This is a genomic window from Nonomuraea sp. NPDC049695 (assembly GCF_040674955.1).
In the GTDB taxonomy this organism is placed as follows: domain Bacteria; phylum Actinomycetota; class Actinomycetes; order Streptosporangiales; family Streptosporangiaceae; genus Nonomuraea; species Nonomuraea helvata.
In genome coordinates this window covers 112,271-131,968 of the sequence record NZ_JBFANV010000002.1, presented here as the reverse complement: position 1 = coordinate 131,968, position 19,698 = coordinate 112,271, and the positions used below count along the sequence as shown (strand labels likewise).

At 70.6% G+C, this 19,698-nt stretch carries 20 protein-coding genes; 12 read left to right on the top strand and 8 right to left on the bottom strand.

What is annotated here, in order from left to right; translation table 11 throughout:
- Positions 1-71 precede the first annotated feature (71 nt).
- From AB0J64_RS02775 to AB0J64_RS02750, 6 genes are all read left to right on the top strand, one after another.
- Positions 72-1,241 (top strand): homogentisate 1,2-dioxygenase domain-containing protein, encoded by a 1,170-nt coding sequence (locus tag AB0J64_RS02775; RefSeq protein ID WP_364019546.1) that lies wholly within the window; start codon positions 72-74, stop codon positions 1,239-1,241.
- Complete coding sequence (locus AB0J64_RS02770) at positions 1,223-1,996, top strand: hypothetical protein (RefSeq protein WP_364019543.1); 774 nt, start codon at positions 1,223-1,225, stop codon at positions 1,994-1,996. Before AB0J64_RS02775 ends, AB0J64_RS02770 begins: the two co-directional genes overlap by 19 nt.
- Positions 1,993-3,096 (top strand): fumarylacetoacetase, encoded by a 1,104-nt coding sequence (gene fahA / locus AB0J64_RS02765; RefSeq protein ID WP_364019541.1) that lies wholly within the window; start codon positions 1,993-1,995, stop codon positions 3,094-3,096. Before AB0J64_RS02770 ends, fahA begins: the two co-directional genes overlap by 4 nt.
- 74 nt (positions 3,097-3,170) lie before the next feature.
- Positions 3,171-4,337 (top strand): Ig-like domain-containing protein, encoded by a 1,167-nt coding sequence (locus AB0J64_RS02760; RefSeq protein ID WP_364019538.1) that lies wholly within the window; start codon positions 3,171-3,173, stop codon positions 4,335-4,337.
- Positions 4,338-4,415: 78 nt separating this feature from the next.
- Positions 4,416-4,847 carry an NfeD family protein gene (locus AB0J64_RS02755; RefSeq protein ID WP_364019535.1) on the top strand — a complete coding sequence of 144 codons (432 nt, stop codon included), beginning with the start codon at positions 4,416-4,418 and terminating at the stop codon, positions 4,845-4,847.
- 3 nt (positions 4,848-4,850) lie between these two features.
- Complete coding sequence (locus AB0J64_RS02750; RefSeq protein WP_364019532.1) at positions 4,851-5,927, top strand: SPFH domain-containing protein; 1,077 nt, start codon at positions 4,851-4,853, stop codon at positions 5,925-5,927.
- A 52-nt stretch (positions 5,928-5,979) separates the two neighbouring features.
- Here the strand turns inward: AB0J64_RS02750 and AB0J64_RS02745 are convergent, their stop codons facing one another.
- The 5 genes from AB0J64_RS02745 to AB0J64_RS02725 all read right to left on the bottom strand — a co-directional run bounded on the left by AB0J64_RS02745 (position 5,980) and on the right by AB0J64_RS02725 (position 9,259).
- A complete protein-coding gene (locus AB0J64_RS02745; protein ID WP_364019529.1) occupies positions 5,980-6,510 on the bottom strand; it encodes a hypothetical protein in 531 nt (176 codons plus the stop codon).
- Positions 6,507-6,749, bottom strand: coding sequence for a hypothetical protein (locus AB0J64_RS02740; protein WP_364019526.1), 243 nt, complete (start codon positions 6,747-6,749; stop codon positions 6,507-6,509). Before AB0J64_RS02740 ends, AB0J64_RS02745 begins: the two co-directional genes overlap by 4 nt.
- A 120-nt stretch (positions 6,750-6,869) precedes the next feature.
- Positions 6,870-7,460 (bottom strand): hypothetical protein, encoded by a 591-nt coding sequence (locus tag AB0J64_RS02735; RefSeq protein ID WP_364019523.1) that lies wholly within the window; start codon positions 7,458-7,460, stop codon positions 6,870-6,872.
- Entirely contained in the window at positions 7,457-8,035 is a 579-nt protein-coding gene (locus AB0J64_RS02730) for an RNA polymerase sigma factor (RefSeq protein ID WP_364019520.1), read from the bottom strand. The genes AB0J64_RS02735 and AB0J64_RS02730 overlap by 4 nt, the downstream gene beginning before the upstream one ends.
- A gap of 54 nt (positions 8,036-8,089) precedes the next feature.
- Positions 8,090-9,259 carry a Gfo/Idh/MocA family oxidoreductase gene (locus AB0J64_RS02725; protein ID WP_364019517.1) on the bottom strand — a complete coding sequence of 390 codons (1,170 nt, stop codon included), beginning with the start codon at positions 9,257-9,259 and terminating at the stop codon, positions 8,090-8,092.
- A 223-nt stretch (positions 9,260-9,482) separates the two neighbouring features.
- On the opposite strand from AB0J64_RS02725, the gene tdh reads away from it, so the two are divergent.
- The 6 genes from tdh to AB0J64_RS02695 all read left to right on the top strand — a co-directional run bounded on the left by tdh (position 9,483) and on the right by AB0J64_RS02695 (position 15,571).
- The gene (tdh, locus tag AB0J64_RS02720) at positions 9,483-10,511 is read left to right on the top strand and encodes an L-threonine 3-dehydrogenase (protein ID WP_364019515.1); all 1,029 of its coding nucleotides are present in this window, start codon (positions 9,483-9,485) and stop codon (positions 10,509-10,511) included.
- Complete coding sequence (locus tag AB0J64_RS02715) at positions 10,511-11,680, top strand: glycine C-acetyltransferase (RefSeq protein WP_364019512.1); 1,170 nt, start codon at positions 10,511-10,513, stop codon at positions 11,678-11,680. The genes tdh and AB0J64_RS02715 overlap by 1 nt, the downstream gene beginning before the upstream one ends.
- A 313-nt stretch (positions 11,681-11,993) precedes the next feature.
- Entirely contained in the window at positions 11,994-12,896 is a 903-nt protein-coding gene (locus AB0J64_RS02710) for a LysR family transcriptional regulator (RefSeq protein WP_364019509.1), read from the top strand.
- A gap of 60 nt (positions 12,897-12,956) precedes the next feature.
- The gene (locus tag AB0J64_RS02705; protein ID WP_364019506.1) at positions 12,957-13,502 is read left to right on the top strand and encodes an RNA polymerase sigma factor; all 546 of its coding nucleotides are present in this window, start codon (positions 12,957-12,959) and stop codon (positions 13,500-13,502) included.
- Positions 13,499-14,353: a hypothetical protein gene (locus AB0J64_RS02700; RefSeq protein ID WP_364019503.1), complete on the top strand. Its 855-nt coding sequence runs from the start codon at positions 13,499-13,501 to the stop codon at positions 14,351-14,353. The genes AB0J64_RS02705 and AB0J64_RS02700 overlap by 4 nt, the downstream gene beginning before the upstream one ends.
- Before the next feature lie 24 nt (positions 14,354-14,377).
- Entirely contained in the window at positions 14,378-15,571 is a 1,194-nt protein-coding gene (locus AB0J64_RS02695; RefSeq protein WP_364019500.1) for an MFS transporter, read from the top strand.
- Here the strand turns inward: AB0J64_RS02695 and AB0J64_RS02690 are convergent.
- Genes AB0J64_RS02690 through AB0J64_RS02680 form a run of 3 tightly spaced genes read right to left on the bottom strand, consistent with a single transcriptional unit; the run spans position 15,557 to position 19,658 of the window.
- Positions 15,557-17,263: a YfjP family GTPase gene (locus tag AB0J64_RS02690; protein WP_364019497.1), complete on the bottom strand. Its 1,707-nt coding sequence runs from the start codon at positions 17,261-17,263 to the stop codon at positions 15,557-15,559. The two genes, AB0J64_RS02695 and AB0J64_RS02690, sit on opposite strands and share 15 nt — an antisense overlap.
- Positions 17,260-18,951, bottom strand: a complete 1,692-nt coding sequence (locus AB0J64_RS02685) for an ABC transporter (protein ID WP_364019494.1) — start codon at positions 18,949-18,951, stop codon at positions 17,260-17,262. Before AB0J64_RS02685 ends, AB0J64_RS02690 begins: the two co-directional genes overlap by 4 nt.
- 29 nt (positions 18,952-18,980) lie before the next feature.
- Positions 18,981-19,658, bottom strand: a complete 678-nt coding sequence (locus tag AB0J64_RS02680) for a response regulator transcription factor (protein ID WP_345002255.1) — start codon at positions 19,656-19,658, stop codon at positions 18,981-18,983.
- Positions 19,659-19,698 lie beyond the last annotated feature (40 nt).

Here is a 19,698-nt window from a genome sequence, read left to right as displayed (position 1 = left end):
GATGGCGGACGGTTGTTACACATAAAGGACACTTCCGTCCGATTAACGGACATCATAACGGAGGCAGGGAGATGCCGTACTACCGCGTCGTTGGGGAGGTGCCGCGCAAGCGACACGTGCAGTTCAGGCGGCCGGACGGCGGTCTCTACGCGGAGGAGCTGATGGGCGAGGAGGGCTTCTCGTCCGACTCCTCCCTGCTGTACCACCGCTACCTGCCGACCGCGATCGTCAAGGCGGAGGCGGTCACGCCCACGGCCGAGACGCGGCTGGAGCCCAACCTGCCACTCTCGCCACGCCATTTCCGCACGCAGGAGCTGTCCAGCGCGGGCGACCTGGTCACGGGACGCATGCTGCTGGCGGGCAACGGCGACGTCCGGTTGTCGTACGCCACCAGCGACCGGGCGAGCGAGCTCTACCGCAACTCGATGGGCGACGAATGCGTCTACGTGCAGCGGGGCCGGGTCAGGTTCGAGTCCACGTACGGCGTGATCGAGGCCGGGGAGGGCGACTACATCGTCATCCCGACCGGCACGATCCACCGCTGGGTGCCGGACGGCCAGGTCAACGTGCTGGCCATCGAGGCGGGCGGGCACATCAGACCGCCCAAGCGCTACCTGTCACAGTACGGGCAGCTCCTGGAGCACGCGCCCTACTGCGAGCGCGACCTGCGCGCCCCGGCCGAGCCGCTCATCGTCGAGGGCGAGGAGGTGCCGGTGCTGGTGCGCACGCGCGGCGGGCTGAGCAGGCTGGTCTACCGCAACCACCCGTTCGACGTGGTGGGCTGGGACGGCTACCTCTACCCGTTCGCGTTCAACATCGACGACTTCGAGCCGATCGTGAAGAAGACGCACGCGCCGCCGCCCGTCCACCAGACGTTCGAGGGACCGGGGTTCGTGGTGTGCTCGTTCTGCCCGCGGCCGCTCGACTTCCATCCCGAGTCCGTGCCGATCCCGTACAACCACCACAACGTGGACTCCGACGAGTTCATGTTCTACGTGGGCGGCGACTACTCCGCGCGCAAGGGCTCGGGCATCGACGTCGGCTCGATCTCGCTGCACCCCGCGGGCTTCACGCACGGGCCGCAGCCCGGGGCGGTCGAGGCGGTGATCGACGCGGTCTCCCGCGGCGTCACGACGACGAGCGAGAAGGCCGTCATGGTGGACACGTTCCGCCCGCTCGACCTGGGCCAGGGCGCGCTGTCCTGCGAGGATTCCGGCTATGCGTGGACGTGGTCACGATGAACGTCTACACGTCACTGGTGGACGACGCGGGGCTGTTCCCGCCGACGTCCCTGCACATGGACGAGGCGCTGGCCCGCAACCGGCGCGATCTGGAGCACGGCTGCTCCGTGCTCACCCACCGCTTCCTCTGCCCGGCCAGCCGGCTGCACCGGCTGCGCGACATGGACTACCTGCCGCGGCGGATCGGGCTGATCCTGGACCAGGAGGAGGTGCCCGGCTTCGACGACCTGCCCGTCGACTTCGTCGAGGCCGCGCTGCCGCCCGACATGACGATCGACGTGCTGGCCCGCGGCCTCGGGCTGACGGAGAGCGTGCGGCTCTTCGTGGAGCTGGCGCCCGCGAGGCTGGGCGTCGACGTGCCCGACGGGATCGGGCTGAAGGTGCGCTGCGGCGGGCTGACCGCGGACGCGTTCCCGCCGGCGGAGCATCTCGGGGCGTTCATCAGGTTCTGCGTCGAGCACGACATCCCGTTCAAGGCCACGGCCGGGCTGCATCACGCCGTACGCCACTTCGACCCCTCGCTCGGCGTCGACCGGCACGGCTTCCTGAACCTGGTGCTGGCGGTCTGCGAGGCCGTGGAGGGGCGCGACCCCGTGCCCCTCCTGCGCACCACCGACGTGGGCCACATCGTACGGCTCGCGCACTCCGTACAGGAGGACACCGCGAAACGGGCGCGGCAACTGCTCGTGAGCTACGGCTCATGCAGCACCAGCACCCCCGTCGAGGACCTGCGCACACTGGGGCTGATCACGTGACCTTCGGAGTGGACAATCTTCCTTACGGCGTCTTCTCGCGCCCCGGTGAGGCGCCCCGCGTGGGCGTGCGGTACGGCGACCACGTGCTCGACCTGGCGCCGGCCCTGCACGACGAGGTCTTCGCCGCCCCGTCGCTCAACCCGTTCATGGCGCGCGGGCGCACGGCCTGGCGCGACACCAGGGCGCTCATCCAGAACAAGCTGACCGGCGACGCCTCCATGACGGAGCGGCACCTGATCCCGTTGGAGCAGGTGCGGCTGCACCTGCCGTTCGAGGTGGCCGACTACGTCGACTTCTACTGCTCGATCGACCACGCGAGCAACATCGGCCAGATCTTCCGGCCGGGCACCGAACCGCTGCAGCCGAACTGGCGGCACCTGCCCGTCGGCTACCACGGCAGGTCGGGGACGGTCGTCGTGTCGGGCACTCCGGTCAGGCGCCCGCAAGGACAGCTCGGGCAGGGCGCGTTCGGGCCGTGCGCGAAGCTGGACATCGAGGCGGAGCTGGGGTTCGTGGTCGGGATGCCGACCACGCTCGGCTCGCCCGCCGGGGCGTTCGAGGAGCACGTGTTCGGGGTGACGCTGGTCAACGACTGGAGCGCGCGTGACATCCAGGCGTGGGAGTACGTGCCTCTCGGGCCGTTCCTGGGCAAGTCGTTCGCCACGTCGGTCTCGCCGTGGATCACGCCGCTGGAGGCGCTGCCCCGGATCCCCGGCCGCGCCCAGGATCCCGAGCCGGTCGGCTACCTGCGCAGGCAGAGCGACTGGGGGCTGGACATCTCGCTCGAGATCGTGCTCAACGGGGAGGTCGTGTCGCGGCCGCCGTACTCGAGCATGTACTGGACGCCCGACCAGATGCTCGCCCACATGACGGTGAACGGGGCCTCGCTGCGCACCGGAGACCTGTTCGCCAGCGGCACGATCTCGGGGCCCTCACCGGGCGAGCGCGGCTCGCTCATCGAGCTGACCTGGAACGGGAGCGAGCCTCTCAAGCTCTCGAGCGGTGAGACCCGCTCGTTCCTGGAGGACGGGGACACGGTGACCATCCGGGCCAGGGCCAGGGAGCTGACATTGGGAGAAGTTTCCGGAACTATCGTATAAGTGACTCAACGTGCTTGATCACTGACTGACCGCTACCCTGGGTTCGCCCCCTCCCTCGGACCCTCAGGAGTGACATGCGGCAGGCGGTGCTGACTTGTGTCACCTTCCTCCTCCTGGTCTGCGGTTGCACCTGCGTGACGGCCGAGACCCCGTCCTCGCCCCCGGTCGTGCGGGTCTCGCCGGCCTTCGACGCCAGGCGGGCCCGCACCGACCGCGGCCTGGTGATCAGGTCGCTCGGCGGCACGCTCGACCGGGTGCTGGTCTCCGTGGGCGGGGAGCAGGTGCCGGGGCGGCTCGACGGCTCCCGTACGATCTGGCGCTCCGCCTGGACGCTCAAGCCCGCGGCCGAATACACGGTGACCGCCACGGCCCAGGGCGCCCGCGGCCCCGCCACGGTGGCGATGGGCCGCTTCCGCACCCGCCCGGTCGAGCACACCTTCCAGGTGGCCTCGACGACGCCGCTGCCGGGCGAGACGGTCGGCGTCGGCATGCCGGTCATCATCGACTTCGACAGCCCGATAACGGACAAGGCGGCCGTCGAGCGGACGCTGGAGGTCAAGGCGGAGCACCCGGTCGAGGGCGCGTGGCGGTGGACCAGCGACACCCAGGTGATCTACCGGACCCGCCGCTTCTGGACCCCGCACCAGCGGGTCACGGTCACCGCGCATCTGGCCGGCGTACGCGCGGGCGCGGGCCGCTACGGCGCCACCGACTCCACCTTCGCCTTCACCGTCGGCCGCGCGCAGACCAGCGCCATCAACACGAGGACCCACCGGATGCTGGTCCGCCGCGACGGTCAGATCGTGCAGCGGATGGCCATCAGCGCGGGCATGGCCACCACCCCCGAATACACCACGACCAGCGGCATCCACCTGACCATGGACAAGGGCGACCCGGTCCGCATGGTCTCCCCGGGGCGGGTCAAAGGCGAGCCCGGCTATTACGACGTGATGATCGACCATGCGGTACGCATCTCCAACAGCGGCGAATATGTGCACGCCAAGGACAATGTGTGGGCACAGGGCCGGGCAAACGTCAGCCACGGCTGCATCAACGCCAGGCCCGACCAGGCGGCCTGGTTCTACGACGGCTCGCTGCGCGGCGACCCGGTCACGATCACCGGCACCGACCGCGAGCTCGAATGGAGCAACGGATGGGGTTTCTGGCAGCTGTCGTGGGAGAGATGGCAGCAAGGGAGCGCCCTGCCTGACGCCGATCCCGCAGGTGCCCGGGTGCCGTAGGGATGATTCCAGGATTACGGTAGAGAAGGGGGAACCACTTACAGACACAGGCCCGTTGTCCCATCAGGAGGGCCGGACATGGCAGATTGGATCGTCTGGGTAATCCTCGCGGTAGTCCTCGGGGTGGCCGAGATATTCACCCTCACGGCCTCGCTCGGACTGCTGGGCGCGGCCGCTCTTCTGACCGCCGCCACCGCGGCCGTCGGATTGCCCGTCCCCCTGCAACTGCTCTGCTTCGCGGTCTCGTCCGCGACCGGCCTGCTGGTGCTCAGGCCCATCGCGATGCGCCACATCAGGCAGCCGCCGCTGCAGCGGTTCGGCGTGGAAGCACTGGTCGGCAAGCCCGCCTACGTCGTCTCAGAGGTGACGGGCCGCGACGGTCGCGTACGCATCGGGGGCGAGGAGTGGTCGGCACGCGCCTACGACGAGACGCTGGTGATCCCCGAGGGAGCGACCGTCGACATCATCGAGATCGAAGGGGCGACAGCCCTCGTCTATCCCCGGGAGTGACTCATGGATCCACTGTTGCTGGTCGGAATCCTGATCATACTGTTCGCCTTCCTCACCGTGCTGAAGGCCGTACGGATCGTCCCGCAGGCGCGGGCACGCAACGTGGAGCGACTCGGCCGATACCACCGCACGCTCAAGCCGGGTCTCAACTTCGTCATCCCGTACATCGACCGCGTCTACCCCATGATCGACCTGCGCGAGCAGGTCGTCTCCTTCCGCCCGCAGCCCGTCATCACCGAGGACAACCTCGTCGTCGAGATCGACACGGTCCTCTACTTCCAGGTCACCGACCCACGAGCGGCGGCGTACGAGATCGCCAACTACATCCAGGCCGTCGAGCAGCTGACCGTCACCACACTGCGTAACGTGGTCGGCTCCATGGACCTGGAGAAGACGCTGACCTCGCGCGACACCATCAACAGCCAGCTGCGCGGGGTGCTCGACGAGGCCACCGGCAAGTGGGGCATCCGCGTCAACCGCGTCGAGATCAAGGCCATCGACCCGCCCAAGACCATCAAGGACGCGATGGAGAAGCAGATGCGGGCCGAGCGCGACAAGCGCGCCGCGATCCTCACCGCCGAGGGCCAGCGGCAGTCGCAGATCCTCACGGCCGAGGGCGACAAGCAGAGCCGCATCCTCCGCGCCGAGGGCCAGCGCACGGCGGCCATCCTGGAGGCCGAGGGCCAGTCGCGCGCCATCGACCAGGTCTTCCAGGCGGTCCACCGCAACGACCCCGACCCGAAGCTGCTGGCGTACCAGTATCTGCAGGTGCTGCCGCAGCTGGCACAGGGCGACGGCAACACGTTCTGGGTGATCCCGAGTGAGGTCACCTCGGCGCTGCAGGGGGTCTCTAAGGCGTTCACGGAGGCCCTGCCCAGGTCGGCGGCCACGCGCGAGGAGGTGCCCGAGACGTCGCAGACGGACGAGGAGGTGCTCAAGGCCTCGGAGGCGGCCGCCGAGGCGGTCGCGGACGCCCAGGAGGCGGAGAGCCCCAGCGGGCCGCGCCAGCTCACGCAGGGCGCCCAGGAGCCGTCGCCGTTCCCTGAGGTGGACCGGGAGCCGAAGGAGGCCGAGCGCTGATCCTTTCCCGGCGGACGGCAGGTCGGTCGAGGAGTGAGCCGTCCGCCGGGGATCAGCAGGCGATCTCGTAGATGTGACCCACTTGGGCCTGCTGGTGAGTCTCCCTGGCGCGGCAGGCCAGTTTGACCGCGGCATCGGCGATGACGATGTCGCGGTTCACCGACGGGATGTCGTCGCCCATCGTGGTGCGCAACCACTCCGAGATTTCGGCCCAGGAGTAGAGGCTGATGTTGTCGGCCTCGATCAGCGGCTTCGGGAAACCACCGGGACCGCGCTGCCCGGTGGCGAGCTGCCGCAGGCTGGCCTGGGTGCGGCCCCCGTGGCGGCGCGCCGCGTCCCCCAGCGTCACCCCGTCGTCCTCTCCCACGCCGGTCGCCCAGAGGCCCGGGACCGTCCTGATCTGGAGGAGAACGGATTCGATCGCGTCCATCAGGGTCTCCGCCTCACGGTCGCACATGACGTAGGAGTTGCCGTCCCTGAAGCCCGATATCGTGCAGTCATCCAGACCTGCCTCGTACAGCGCGTCCAGCTCCTCATCGGTGGGTGCTCGATTCAGAGTGACGCGGAAGTCCCACGTAATCATGACGTCTCCTCGTTCTTTGCGCACTCGGCGTGATCGTCGACCCACCGGAAGATACGCTTCACGTGGTTGCCCGGGTTGCGCGGCGTGCACCAGACAGACTGTCGAGCGCCACAGACGCATTCGATCCATCCCCAGCGGTGACCGTTGTGGCTTTCCACGACGGTGAACCACCCGATCTTGCGGATCGCCTTGAGGGCCGCGTTGATCTCGTTGTGTTGGTGTCTTCCTTTTCCGACCATGTAGCAAGCTTGCAACAGTGTTGCACAGTTAGAACGGCGATTCCAACCCTGGAGTCCCCACTAATGACGACGGCGCCCGCCGCACACGAGCGTGCAGCAGGGCGCCGTCGTTTCGCCTGGTCAGTGCGACAGCGGGGCCTCCGTGGTGTCCACCAGCGTGCAGTCGGCGATCGGGCCTTCGCCGACGCGGGCCCAGACGCCCGCGACGACGTCGCCCCCGACCTCACTGACGCTGAACTCCAGCACCCCCGTCTGCCCACTGCCGATCACGCGCGGGTCGATGAGGAAGCCCGGCTCCGAGTCCTCCGTCGGCTCCCAGCCCTTCGGGCGCGGGAAGACCGCCAGCGGCGCCTCGTCCTGGCTGAGGAAGTGGCTGCTGCGCGGCTGCGGGCTGCACTTCTTGCCTTGGGGGATGTAGTCCACCACCACGTCCGCTCCCATGGCCCGCAGGTCCGCCTGGAGCTGCTTCGGGTCCTTGGCCTCGTTGATGGTGATCTCGATGAGCCCGTCGGGGCCCTTGGTCACGGCGTACGCGGGAGCGCCGCCCAAGAGCAGCGGGACGGCCACCGCGGCGGCGGCCGCCAGCCCCGCGACGGGAGCCAGGACGGTGAGGCGCCTCCGCGTGGGCTTGCGGTCGATCTGGGTCATGACGAACTCCTTGAGCAGTCGGTGACGGCCCTCGGGAAGATCGCGTTCGGCCGGCCAGTTCATCGGATCTCCTCCTTCTCGGGGCCGAGGTCACCTACTACCTGTCGGGGATCCAGGGGCGGTTCCCGGTCCGCGAGCTTCTTCCTGGCCCGCGACAGCCGGGACTTCACGGTGCCCACCGGGACGCCGAGCGCCTCGGCCGCCTGGGCGTAGTCGAGCCCGGCCATGACGCACAGCGCGAACACGTCCTGCTCCTGGCGGCGCAGCCGCCCGTACGCCTGCCGCACCGCCGCCAGGCGCTCGGCGTCGTCGATGCGGCCCACGACCTCGTCGGCGAAGTCCGGCACCTCCTCGCCCCGGGGCAGCCGGGCCAGGGCGTCGTCGTGCCTGCGGGCGGCCCTGCGCACGTTCCGGGCGACGTTGGTGGCGATGCCGAGGAGCCAGGGCCGCAGCGAGCCGCCCTCCGGGTCGATCCGATGCCGTAATCGCCAGGCTTCGAGGAACGTCAGCGCCATCGCGTCCTCGGCCGTGGACCAGTTGGCGGTCAGGCGGAAGGCATGGTTGTAGACGGATTTCGCGCAGTCGTCGAAGAGCTCGCCGAACGCCGCCTTGTCCCCGCCACGTATGCGGGCACGCATCGACATATCCACATCTGTCTACTGTCCGCGGGGCGCGGCCGGGTTCCCCGGGTATCAGCCCTGCCCGGCGTCGAAGTACGCGGCCAGCTCAGGATCCAGCGGCGGCACGTCGTACGGCATGCCGCCGTTCCGCAGCGACATCGTGGCCATGTAACCGGCCGCCACGCTCATCCTGGCCGCCACCGGAGAGGTGTCCGTCGCGCCGCCGTCCCGGACGAACCGGCAGAACTCCGCCATGATCTGCGCGTCCGCGCCCCCGTGCGACCCCTCCGCGAGAGGCACCTTGTACGCGATGTCGCAGTCGTCCCGATAGGCCGTGGGCCCCGCGTTCCACACCTTGACCGTGTCGCCCGGCCCGTCGCCGAAGTTCTCCAGGCGGCCCTCCGTGCCGATGACCGTGTAGTTGCGCACGTAGTCGGGGGTGAAGTGGCACTGCTGGTAGGCGGCGATGACGCCGTTGTCGAGCCGCATGTTCATGACCGACACGTCCTCGACGTCCACGACGTGGTGCAGGCCGGTGCGTGAGACCGGCGGCCACTCGTACTCCTGGAGCCACCCGTCGGGTCGCGGCGTGCCGGGCGCGCGACGCGGCAGGTCGCCGTGGACCATGAGGTCGCCGAACGCGTTCACCCTGGCGGTGTAGCCGCCGGCCAGCCAGTGGATCACGTCCAGGTCGTGCGCCGCCTTCTGCAGCAGCAGGCCCGTGGTGCGGGTGCGGTCGGCGTGCCAGTCCTTGAAGTAGTAGTCGCCGCCGTACGACACGAAGTGGCGCACCCAGACGGTCTTCGGCTCGCCGATGTCGCCCTTGCGGATGATGTCGCGCATGAGCCGTACCACGCCCATGTGACGCATGTTGTGCCCCACGTACAGGCGGGTGCCGGTGTCGCGGGCGGCGCGCAGGATGTTGTCGCAGCCCTCCACCGTGATCGCCATCGGCTTCTCCAGGTAGACGGGCTTGCCGGCCTGGAGGCAGTCGACGGCGAGGGCCTCGTGGGTGTCGTCGGGGGTGTTGACGATGATCGCGTCGAGGTCGCGCCGGGCGAGCAGCTCGCGGTGGTCCCCGGTCAGGAACTCGGCCTCGAACCTCCCCGCCTGCCGCTTGAGCACCGCCGGGTCGGAGTCGCACAGGGCGGTCACGACCGAGCCCCTGCCCGGCCGGTGCGCGTGCAGGGCGAGGCTCGTACGCAGGCCGAGGCCGATGACGCCGATGCGCAGGTCTTCCACGGGTGTCCTCTCCAAGAGAAATGAGCGGCCCTGCTGGAGGCTAGTACGTATTTATGCCAATAACCAGGCTGAATCTTGCAGATCTGAGCACGTCCGCCCGAAGAGGCTCCGCTTTGCTGTGGCGTGAAGCAGAGCTGTGGGGGCACTTAAGAATCCCTCGATGGACATGCTCGGAGGTGAGCGGGCACAGTGCGTTAGGTTCGGACTAGGGGGAAATGGAGCCATGAAAGCGCTGGTCAAGGAGAAGGCCGAGGCCGGCCTCTGGCTTGTGGACGTGCCGGAGCCGGAGGTGGGCCCCGGCGAGGTGAAGATCCGGGTGCTGCGGACCGGCATCTGCGGCACCGACCTGCACATCCGGAAATTTGATGATTGGGCGCGGCAGACCCTGCGGCTTCCGCTGATCGTCGGGCACGAGTTCTGCGGCCACGTGGTCGAGGTGGCGCCGGGCGTCGAGGACGTCTCCGTCGGCGACCTCGTCAGCGGCGAGGGCCACCTCGTGTGCGGCAAGTGCCGCAACTGCATGGCGGGCCGCCGCCACCTGTGCCGCAACACGGTCGGCCTCGGGGTCAACAGGAACGGCGCCTTCGCCGAATACGTCACGCTGCCCGCCTCCAACGTCTGGGTGCACCGGGTCCCCGTCCACCCCGACGTGGCGGCCATCTTCGACCCGTTCGGGAACGCCGTACACACGGCCCTGTCATTTCCCCTGGTCGGGGAGGACGTGCTGATCACCGGGGCGGGCCCGATCGGGCTGATGGCCGCGGCCGTGGCCACGCACGTCGGCGCGCGCAACGTGATGATCACCGATGTCAGCGACGAGCGCCTCGACCTGGCCGGCAAGCTCGGCGTCTCCCTCGCCCTGAACGTCTCCAGGTCGTCGATCGCCGACGGCATGCGGCAGCTCCACATGCGCGAGGGCTTCGACGTGGGGCTGGAGATGTCCGGCAACCCCCAGGCCATGCGCGACATGATCGCGAACATGACCCACGGCGGGAAGATCGCCATGCTGGGGCTGCCCGCGGAGGAGTTCGCGATCGACTGGGCGACCGTCGTGACGTCCATGATCACGATCAAGGGTGTGTACGGCCGGGAGATGTTCGAGACCTGGTACAACATGTCCGTCCTGCTGGAGAAGGGTCTCGACCTCTCCCCCGTGATCACCGACCGGTTCCCGTACCAAGACTTCGACGCCGCCTTCGACACGGCCGCCAGCGGCCGGACCGGCAAGGTCATCCTGGATTGGAGCGCCTGATGTTCACCAATGTGCGCGAGCAGCTGCGTACGACGCTCGACGAGATCACCGAGGCCGGGCTGCTCAAGCCGGAGCGCGTGATCACCACCCCGCAGAGCTCGTCGGTGAGCGTGGCCGGGCGCGAGGTCCTGAACTTCTGCGCCAACAACTACCTCGGCCTCGCCGACAACCCCACCGTGGTCGAGGCCGCCAAGGAGGCGCTGGACCGGTGGGGGTTCGGCATGGCGTCCGTACGGTTCATCTGCGGCACCCAGGAGGTGCACAAGGAGCTCGAGACGCGCCTGTCGGACTTTCTCGGTATGGAGGACACCGTCCTCTACAGCTCGTGCTTCGACGCGAACGGCGGCGTCTTCGAGACCCTGCTCGACGCCCAGGACGCGGTGATCTCCGACGCGCTCAACCACGCCAGCATCATCGACGGCATCCGGCTCTCCAAGGCCCAGCGCTTCCGTTACGCCAACCGCGACATGGCCGAGCTCGAGGCCAGGCTCAAGGAGGCGTCGGAGGCGCGGCGGCGGCTGATCGTGACCGATGGTGTGTTCTCCATGGACGGATATCTCGCTCCGTTGCGGGACATCTGCGACCTGGCCGAGCGGTACGACGCCATGGTGATGGTCGACGACTCCCATGCCGTCGGCTTCGTCGGCCCGACCGGCCGTGGCACGCCCGAGCTCCACGGCGTCACCGACCGGATCGACATCATCACCGGCACGCTGGGCAAGGCGCTCGGTGGTGCCAGCGGCGGCTACGTCTCGGCCCGCAAGGAGATCTGCGAGCTGCTGCGGCAGCGCTCCCGCCCGTACCTGTTCTCCAACTCGCTCGCCCCGGTCATCGCCTCGGCGTCGCTGCGCATCCTCGACCTGCTGGAGACCTCGAACGAGGCCCGCGAGCAGCTCCGCTCCAACACCGCGCGCTTCCGCAGCGAGATGACCAGGGCGGGATTCGACATCCTGCCCGGCGACCACCCGATCGTGCCCGTCATGATCGGCGACGCCGCCGAGGCCGCCGCCATGGCCGATCGCCTGCTCGATCTGGGCATCTACGTGATCGGCTTCTCGTACCCGGTCGTACCGCACGGCCAGGCCCGGATCCGCGTCCAGCTGTCGGCCGCCCACTCGGAGGAGGACGTGGACCGCGCCGTCCAGGCGTTCATCCAGGCCCGCGGCTGAACCACCGGTCCCGGATCCCACAACGGCGGCGTGACCGGCAGCCGGGCAGCGACCCATGACGCCATGGAGCCGACGCCGGCCGCCGTAGGCCGACGCCCGGTGGCGCAGGCCGACGCCCGGTGGCGCGAGCCGATATGGACGGTATTGGCCCCCAAGGCGGGTCAGCGCGGCCCGACGCCGGGCGCGAGCCGACGTGGGCGAGCGTTACCAGGCGCCGGGTCGGCGGGACGGCGTACGGCGGAGCTCGGCGCAACGCGAGCGGCGCTGACCGGCGCCCGACCGCTCCCGCCCGCAGGGTGAGTATTCTCGCTGCGTGATAGACACGCGGCGGCTGCGCACGCTGCGGGCGGTGGCCGACCACGGCACGGTCACCGCCGCCGCGGCCGCGCTGCACCTCACCCCGTCGGCGGTGTCCCAGCAGCTCGTCGCCCTGGAGCACGAGGTGGGCCACCGGCTGTTCACCCGTGACGGGCGCGGCGTGCACCTCACCGCCGTCGGCAAGATCATGCTCGGCCATGCCAACGAGGTCCTCGCCCAGCTCGAACGCGCCGAGGCCGAGGTGGCCGCGTACACCACGGGCGAGGCGGGCGAGGTCACGGTGGCCTGCTTCGCCACCGCGATCAGCGCCGTGCTCTCCCCCGCCATCGCCGCCCTGCGTGCCACCTCCCCCGGCGTGCGCGTACGCGTGCTGGACGCCGAGGGCGACCACAGCCTGGCCATGCTGCTGGACGGCGAGGCCGATCTGGCGATCACGGTCGAGTACCGGGGCGCGCCCGACGCGGCCGACCGGCGCCTGGCGCGCCTGCCGCTGTACGCCGAGCCGTTCGACCTCGTGCTCCCCCAGGACCACCCGCTGGCGGCGTCGGCCACCCTCGTGGCGCTCTCCGATGCGACCTGGATCGGGCCGTATCCGGGCAACCCGGTGCACGACGTGATCACGTTCGCGTGCCGGCAGTCGGGGTTCACGCCGAACCTCGCGCACTGCTCCGACGACTTCCGCGCCGTGGTCGCCCTGGTCGGAGCGGGGGCGGGGGTGGCTCTCGTGCCGCGGCTGGCCCTGCGCGACATGGCGCTGACAGGGGTCGTGGTGCGCCAGACGCCGGGGCCCGAGCGGCGCGTCTTCGCCGCCATACGCCGTGGCGCCGACGCCCATCCCCTCCTGCGCCCACTCCTGTCGGCGCTGCGCACGATCGCGGGCTCGCTCGGCACCGAGTGAAACATCCCGGCTTATCCGGACATCTCCTCCGGTGTGTTCGCCAATTGGAAGGACCACCACATGGGACCACCCGAGCCCGAGCAGCGCTTCGAGGAGATGTATTTGGCGCATTATCCCGCCGTCGCCACTTATGTCAGGCGACGTACGGGCTCCCCTGACGACACCGCGGACGTGATCGCGGAGACGTTCACGACCGCCTGGCGCCGCCTGAACGACGTGCCCAAGGGGGACGCGGCCAGGCTCTGGCTGTACGGCGTCGCCAGGCGCGTGCTCGCGAACCACTTCCGCGGCGAGGAACGCCGGGCCGCCCTGGCCGTACGGCTGCGCGAGGAGATCACGACGTGGGCGGGCCCCGTCGCCGGCGCCGACCCCGCGTACGAGGCGTTCAAGCGGCTCTCCGACGACGACCGGGAACTGCTCGCGCTGGTCGCGTGGGAAGGGCTCAGCGGGGCCGAGATCGCGAAGGTGCTCGGCTGCTCGCGCGGGGCCGCCAGGCTCCGGCTGCACCGCGCCCGCAAGCGGCTCGCCAAGGAGCTGGCGGACCTCGACCCCGACCTCACCGGATACGGACAGCGTGCCGTCTCTCTCGCGAAAGGACAGTCATGACCGACAGCATCGACCAGATCGTCGCCCGGTTCGCGGCTCCGCCGGTGTCGGAGGTCAGCGAGGGGGCCCGCGAGCTGATGCACGAGATCGCTGCCGGGTCGCCCGCTCCCGAGACCGGCAGGACCGGCAGGAGGCGTGGACGGGTGGCTGTCGTCGCCGGTGGCCTGCTGACAACCGCCGTCGTGGCGCTGACCTGGATGTTGCCCAATTCCACCGCCACGGCGCTGGACATCAAGAAGGAGGGCGGCTACTACATCATCGAGATCAAGGACTTGTACGCCGACCCGGAGAACTACGAGACACAGTTGCGCACCGTCGGGCTCGACGTCTCGCTCAAGGTGGTCCCCGCCACCGCCGCCTTCGAAGGGCAGGTCTTCCCTACGGCTCCCGACAACGAGTACGTCACCGAGATCCAGGGCATCTACCCGCCCGGCCCCTGCGAGAAGCTGGACGGCTGCGCCATCGGCTTGAAGATCCCCGTCGGCTTCAAGGGCACCGCCAAGGTGGAGGTCGGCAGGAAGGCCAGGCCGGGCGAACAGTTCCAGAGCACCACCTCCTGGGATGCCAAGGGTGAGCCCATGCACTGCGTCCCCTATTACAACAAGACCGTCGCCGAGGTGCGGACGATGTTGCGGGAACGCGGGGTGAGCATCGAGGAGTTCATCGTCGCGGATCCGAACCGGACCGACGCTCTCGACTACGACAAGCAGGATTCCGTGCCCGACTCCTGGCTGGTGCACGGCGGCAGCATGACGGAACCCGGCCGCGCCAGCGTCGACGTGTACTCGACGCCGATGCCCCAGAGGTTCATCGACAACATCAACAAGGCCAACGGCTGCCCCACGTCGTGATCTTCGAGGAATAGCCTGCGGCATATGGAGCCGGTGCCGTATCGCAGGTTGCTCGGGCTGCCGGGCGTGCCGGCCCAGGCCGTCCTGGGGTTCCTGGCGCAGCTCACCCAGCAGGTCGCGCCAGTGGGGATGGTGCTGGTGGTGCAGGGCGCGAGCGGGTCGCCGGCGCTGGCCGGGGTGACCGCGGCGGCGTTCTCCGTGGGAGCGGGGATGGGCCGCCCGGTGCAGGGGCGGCTCATGGACCGGAGCGGGTCGGGGCCGGTGCTGGCCGCCACTGCGCTGCTGCACGTGGCGGCGCTCGTCGCGCTGGTCGTGGGCGCCGGCCGCTGGCCCTGGTGGATCGTGGTGGCGCTGGCCTGGGTGGCGGGGGCCGGGCTGCCGCCGATCTCCGTCAGCATGCGGATCGAGTGGGGCCACCGGATGGCGGGCGCGGGACGTACGGCCGCCTACAGCCTCGTGTACCTGGTGCAGGATCTGGCCATGCTCCTGGGACCGCTGGCGTTCGGGACGCTGATCGCGATCATGCCCGCGTCCGGGGGCACGGCGGTTTCCGGAGCTCCGCTGGGGTTGGGCCTCGTGGCTGTGGTGGCCGGAGCCGGGACGCTGGGCTTCGCCCGCGCGCTGCGGACCGGGCCCGACGTGCCCTCGCGGGAGCGCGGGCAGGTGTTCGCGGATCGGCGGATGCCGGTGCTGCTGGCCGTGGTGCTGCTGCTCGGCGGGACGATAGGAGCGCTGCAGGTGGGCGTGCCCGCGCTGGCCGCCGCGCGTGAGGTGCCCGCGGCGACCGGGCCGCTGGTGGCGGCGCTCTCCTTGGGCGGGATCGCGGGGGCCGCCGCCTACGGCGCCCGCTCTTGGCGGTCCGGGGCCGGGGTGCGGATCGTCGGGCTGATGCTGGTGCTCGGCGTGGTGCTGGCGCCGCTGGCTGTGGTGGACGCGTGGCCGCTGTTCTGGGCGGTGCTGTTCGGCGGCGGGCTGGTGCTCAATCCGGCGCTGACCACGTCTTCGCTGCTGGTGGACGAGCTGGCGCCGGCGGCCCAGGCGGAGGCGTTCGGGTGGATCTCCACGGCCATCGGCGTCGGGGGAGCTCTGGGGTCGGGGGCGGCTGGGGTGATCGTGGAGCGGTCAGGGGCGTCGGCGCCCTTCCTGGCGGCGTCCGGGTTCGCGGTGGTAGGGGCGGGGCTGGCGGCCCTGCTGCTCCGGCCGTCACGTGCCGCCTAGGGCTCGGTCGACTGCCTCGGTGAAGCGGGCGTACCGGTCGAGCTCCGCTCTTACGGGGGCCAGTACGAGCTCGTCGCTCACCTGGCCGATGGCCGTACGCAGGGCTCTGGCCGTACGCCTGGCCCTTCTCCTTCCGCCTGCCCACGCGGCCAGCCGCGACAGCAACGCGATGAGCACGCCGGCGAGTGCCCCGCCCAGCAGCAGCACCGTCGGCCACGGCACCACGCCCACGGTCGGCAGCGGCGGCTGGGGCAGGCGCAGGTAGTCCATCGCGAACAGCCCGCCCAGCCACAAGGCACCGGCGAGCATGGCCGCGAACACCAGCCACTGCAGGACGTTCACGGCCCGCCACCACCTGGGACGCCTGGTGGCGCGGACGGAGTCCATGGCCACCGCCCGGTCCACCGCATCGGCCAGTTCCCCGGAACGGGACCGCGCCGCCTGCCGCACCGCCGCCGCCCACGGGCCGGACAGACCCGCCGCGGCCGCCTCTCCGACGTCCCTGATCGCCGTCTCGACCTTCGCCCTCTGTACGGCCGAGGCCGCCGGCACGGACGTACGGCCGACGATCCCCGCCCCCGACGCCGACGGCGGCCGCTCGGCCGACGGCTCGTCCGCCGGTTCGCCCTGTGGCTTGGTCGACAGAACAGCCTGTGGTTCGCTCGGACGCGTGCCTGCCGGGACGGTGGCGCCGATGCGCAGTCTGCGCAGCGGGTCGGGCCTGAGCTTGCGTATCCAGCGGGTGACGGGCCACCCCGTGGCGACGACGGCACGGTGCCGATGTCCCTTGGCCACGGCCTCCACGACCAGCGGCACCCCGGCCGCGTCATACAGCGCGCCAGTGAGCGCCCGGTCCATCCCCACCGCCCGCCCTGCGCCGCCCTCCGCCGCTGCTCCGCCGAGGTGGGTGGCGGCGGTGGTGATGTCCGCGGCCAGGCGCGTGGACCAGGACCTGCGGTGTGCGACGCGGTCGCCGAGGAGGGAGCGGAGCTCGCCGAGCCCCGCGCCGGTACGGGCGGACACGGCGAGGACCGGGACGCCCGCCAGGCCGTCCTCGTCCAGCAGGCGGCGGAGGTCCGCGAGGCAGCGCTCGACGGCCTGCGCGGGGAGGCGGTCGACCTGGTTGAGCACCACCAGCATCACGTCCCGGTGCGCGGCCAGCGGGCGCAGGTAACGGTCGTGAAGGGCCGCGTCGGCGTACTTCTGCGGGTCCACCACCCAGACCAGCAGGTCCACCAGCCCCACCAGGCGGTCCACCTCCAGGCGATGGGAGAGCCGGATGGAGTCGTGGTCAGGGAGGTCCAGGAGGATAAGTCCGGACAAGTCGGGGGTGGGGGCGGTGGAGTGGCGCTGGGGGATGTCCAGCCAGTCCAGCAGCGGGCCGGAGCCCTCGCCGTCCCATAGCGCTGCCTGCGCGGTCGAGGTGGTGGGCCGCACGACACCCACCGCCGCCAGGTCCTCTCCTGCCAGGGCGTTGTAGAGCGAGGACTTGCCGCTGCCCGTCGCGCCCGCCAGCGCGGCCACCGTGTGGTCGATCGAGAGGTCACGGCGTGCCCCGGCCCGTTCCGCGACCGCGCGTGCGCCGGACACCGCCTCCTCGGCCAGCCGCCCCTCGGCCAGCGAGGCCGCCTCGAACAGGGCCGCCAGCCGGGAGTCGAGAGACGGGCCTTCCTTCCTGCGGAGCAGCTTCATGGCTTCTCCATCATGTGGACGCGCTCGGCCGCCACCAGGAGCGCGTTCGCCGTCCCGCTGGGCGGCTCCACCGCCTCCAGCTGGGCCGTGAACCGGTAGGACTCCTCATCCAGCAGCCTCTGCACCCGATCCCGCAGGTCGGCCCGTGCGGACACGGTCAGCGTACGCACTGCCTGGTCCCCGAAGACGGCCTCGAGCAGCTTCTGCGACAGCAGGCTCGTCCCGCCCGCGATGCCGACCTCGATCCCGGTCAGCCCGCCCGTCGAGGCGAACGCGGCCAGCATGAGCAGCAGCCCCGCCCCGTTCACCCCGAACGACGCCACGCGGGCGGCCGTCCGCCTCTCCGAACCTTCCTCCCGTACGAGATCCAGGACGAACTCCTGCCACTTGCGGACCGCTGACTCCGAGCGCTTGCCCAGGTCGGGCGAGGCGCGGCCGAGGCGGGCGGCCTCCATGGGGCCGAGCCGTTCCAGCAGGCCGGGACCGCCGGGCGCGGCCGCCCAGCCTTCCAGGGCGCGCTCGGCGGCCCCGTCGGCGGCGCCCCTGATGAGCGCCTCCACGCCGCTCTCCAGGGCGTCCCTGAGCTGGAGCTCCGGCATCCGCCCCGTGAAGAAGCCGACGATCCGGTCGCGCAGCCGGCCGACCCGGCTCTCCAGGGAGCGCATGAGATCGCCGGTGCCGATGAAGTCCTGCCAGCGGGCCAGCACCTCGCCGCGCAGCAGCGACCCGTCACGCATGCCCGCATCGAAGTCGGCCAGCCCGCCCGCGTACGCGCTTGCCACGATCGAGCGCAGGCCCTCGAAGGCCGCCTGCTGGCGTTCGACGGCCTCGGCCAGCGCGGGAACCCGGGTGGCCAGGCTGTCGAGCGCTCCCGACAGTGTCTGGCGTACGACGCGGGATCTCTCCTGGGCGTCGGCGGCCAGCCCGGTGAGCCAGGACGAGACGGGCCGCACGGTTTCCGCGGGCAGCCTGGCCCGCTCGGAGGGGAGCACGGCCTCGGGGATGGTGAACAGGAGGGTGCCTTCGAGGCCGTTCTCGGCGAGGAGCCGGGACAGGTCGCGCGAGACGGGGTCGACCGCGTCCAGGGGCACCCGGTCCAGTACGAGGGCCAGGGCGGTGCTGCGTTCGCGGGCGGAGCGCAGGAAGCTCCACGGCACCTCGTCGGCGTAGCGGGCGGCGGTCGTGACGAACAACCACAGATCGGCGGCGGCCAGCAGCTGCGCGGCGAGCTCCCGGTTGGCGACCACCACGGAGTCGATGTCGGGCGCGTCGAGCAGCGCGAGACCGGGACCCAGCGCGTCGGAGGGGACCACGCGCAGCTCTCCTGGTCCGGTGCCCGTGGCACGGGACAGGCCGGGCAGCACGTTCTGGCCCATGAACCAGGCGCGGTCGGCCGGGCTGACCACGAGCGTGGGCACCAGCGTGGTGGGCCGCAGCACGCCGGGCTCGGTCACGTCGGCCCCGACCAGCGAGTTGACCAGCGTGGACTTGCCCGCCCCCGTGGACCCGCCGACGACGGCCAGCAGCGGCGCGTCGAGGGCGCGCAGCCGGGGCAGCAGGTAGTCGTCGAGCTGTCCGGCGAGCTCGCGCTGCGCGCGCCGGTCGGCCGCCGCCTCGCCGACCGCCAGGGGGAACAGCTCGCGATCCAGCGGCCGACGCAGCGCCTCCAACGCGCCCAGCAGGTCCATAGATTCACGCTACCCACGGTGGGCCGCGTTCAGCCTGTGGGCGGCTCTCTCAGCACGTAGCCGACGCTGCGCAGGGTGTGGATGAGGCGCGGCTCGACGTCGTCCACCTTGCGTCTGAGGTAGGAGACGTACGACTCGACGACACCAGCGTCGCCGCCGAAGTCGTAGTTCCACACGTGGTCCAGGATCTGCGCCTTCGACAGCACGCGGCCCGCGTTGACCATGAAGTAGTGCAGCAGCTTGAACTCCGTCGGCGACAGGCGTACCTGCCGCCCGGCCCGCCACACCTCGCGGGCGTCCTCGTCCAGCTCCAGGTCGGCCACCTTGAGCTTGCTGGCGGGCGCGCCCTCCCCGCGCGTGCGCCGCAGCACGGCCCGGATCCTGGCCTGCACCTCCTCCAGGCTGAACGGCTTGGTCACGTAGTCGTCGCCCACCCGCAGCCCGGCGATCTTGTCCTCGGTGTCGCCGCGGGCGGTCAGGAACAGCACGGGCGCGTCGATCCGCTTGGCCACCTCGAACCCGTCCAGGTCCGGCAGCATCACGTCGAGCACCACGAGGTCGGGCGAGGTCCGATCGGCCACCTCGACGGCCTCCTGGCCGTCGGCGGCGGTCAGCACCTCGAACCCGGAGAAGCGCAGGCTGGCGGACAGGAGGTCCCGGATGCTGGGTTCGTCGTCCACCACCATGATCAGCGCCTCGGGTTTCATCACCTACTTAGAGTGACTCAGCGACCTGAGGGTTAGCTGA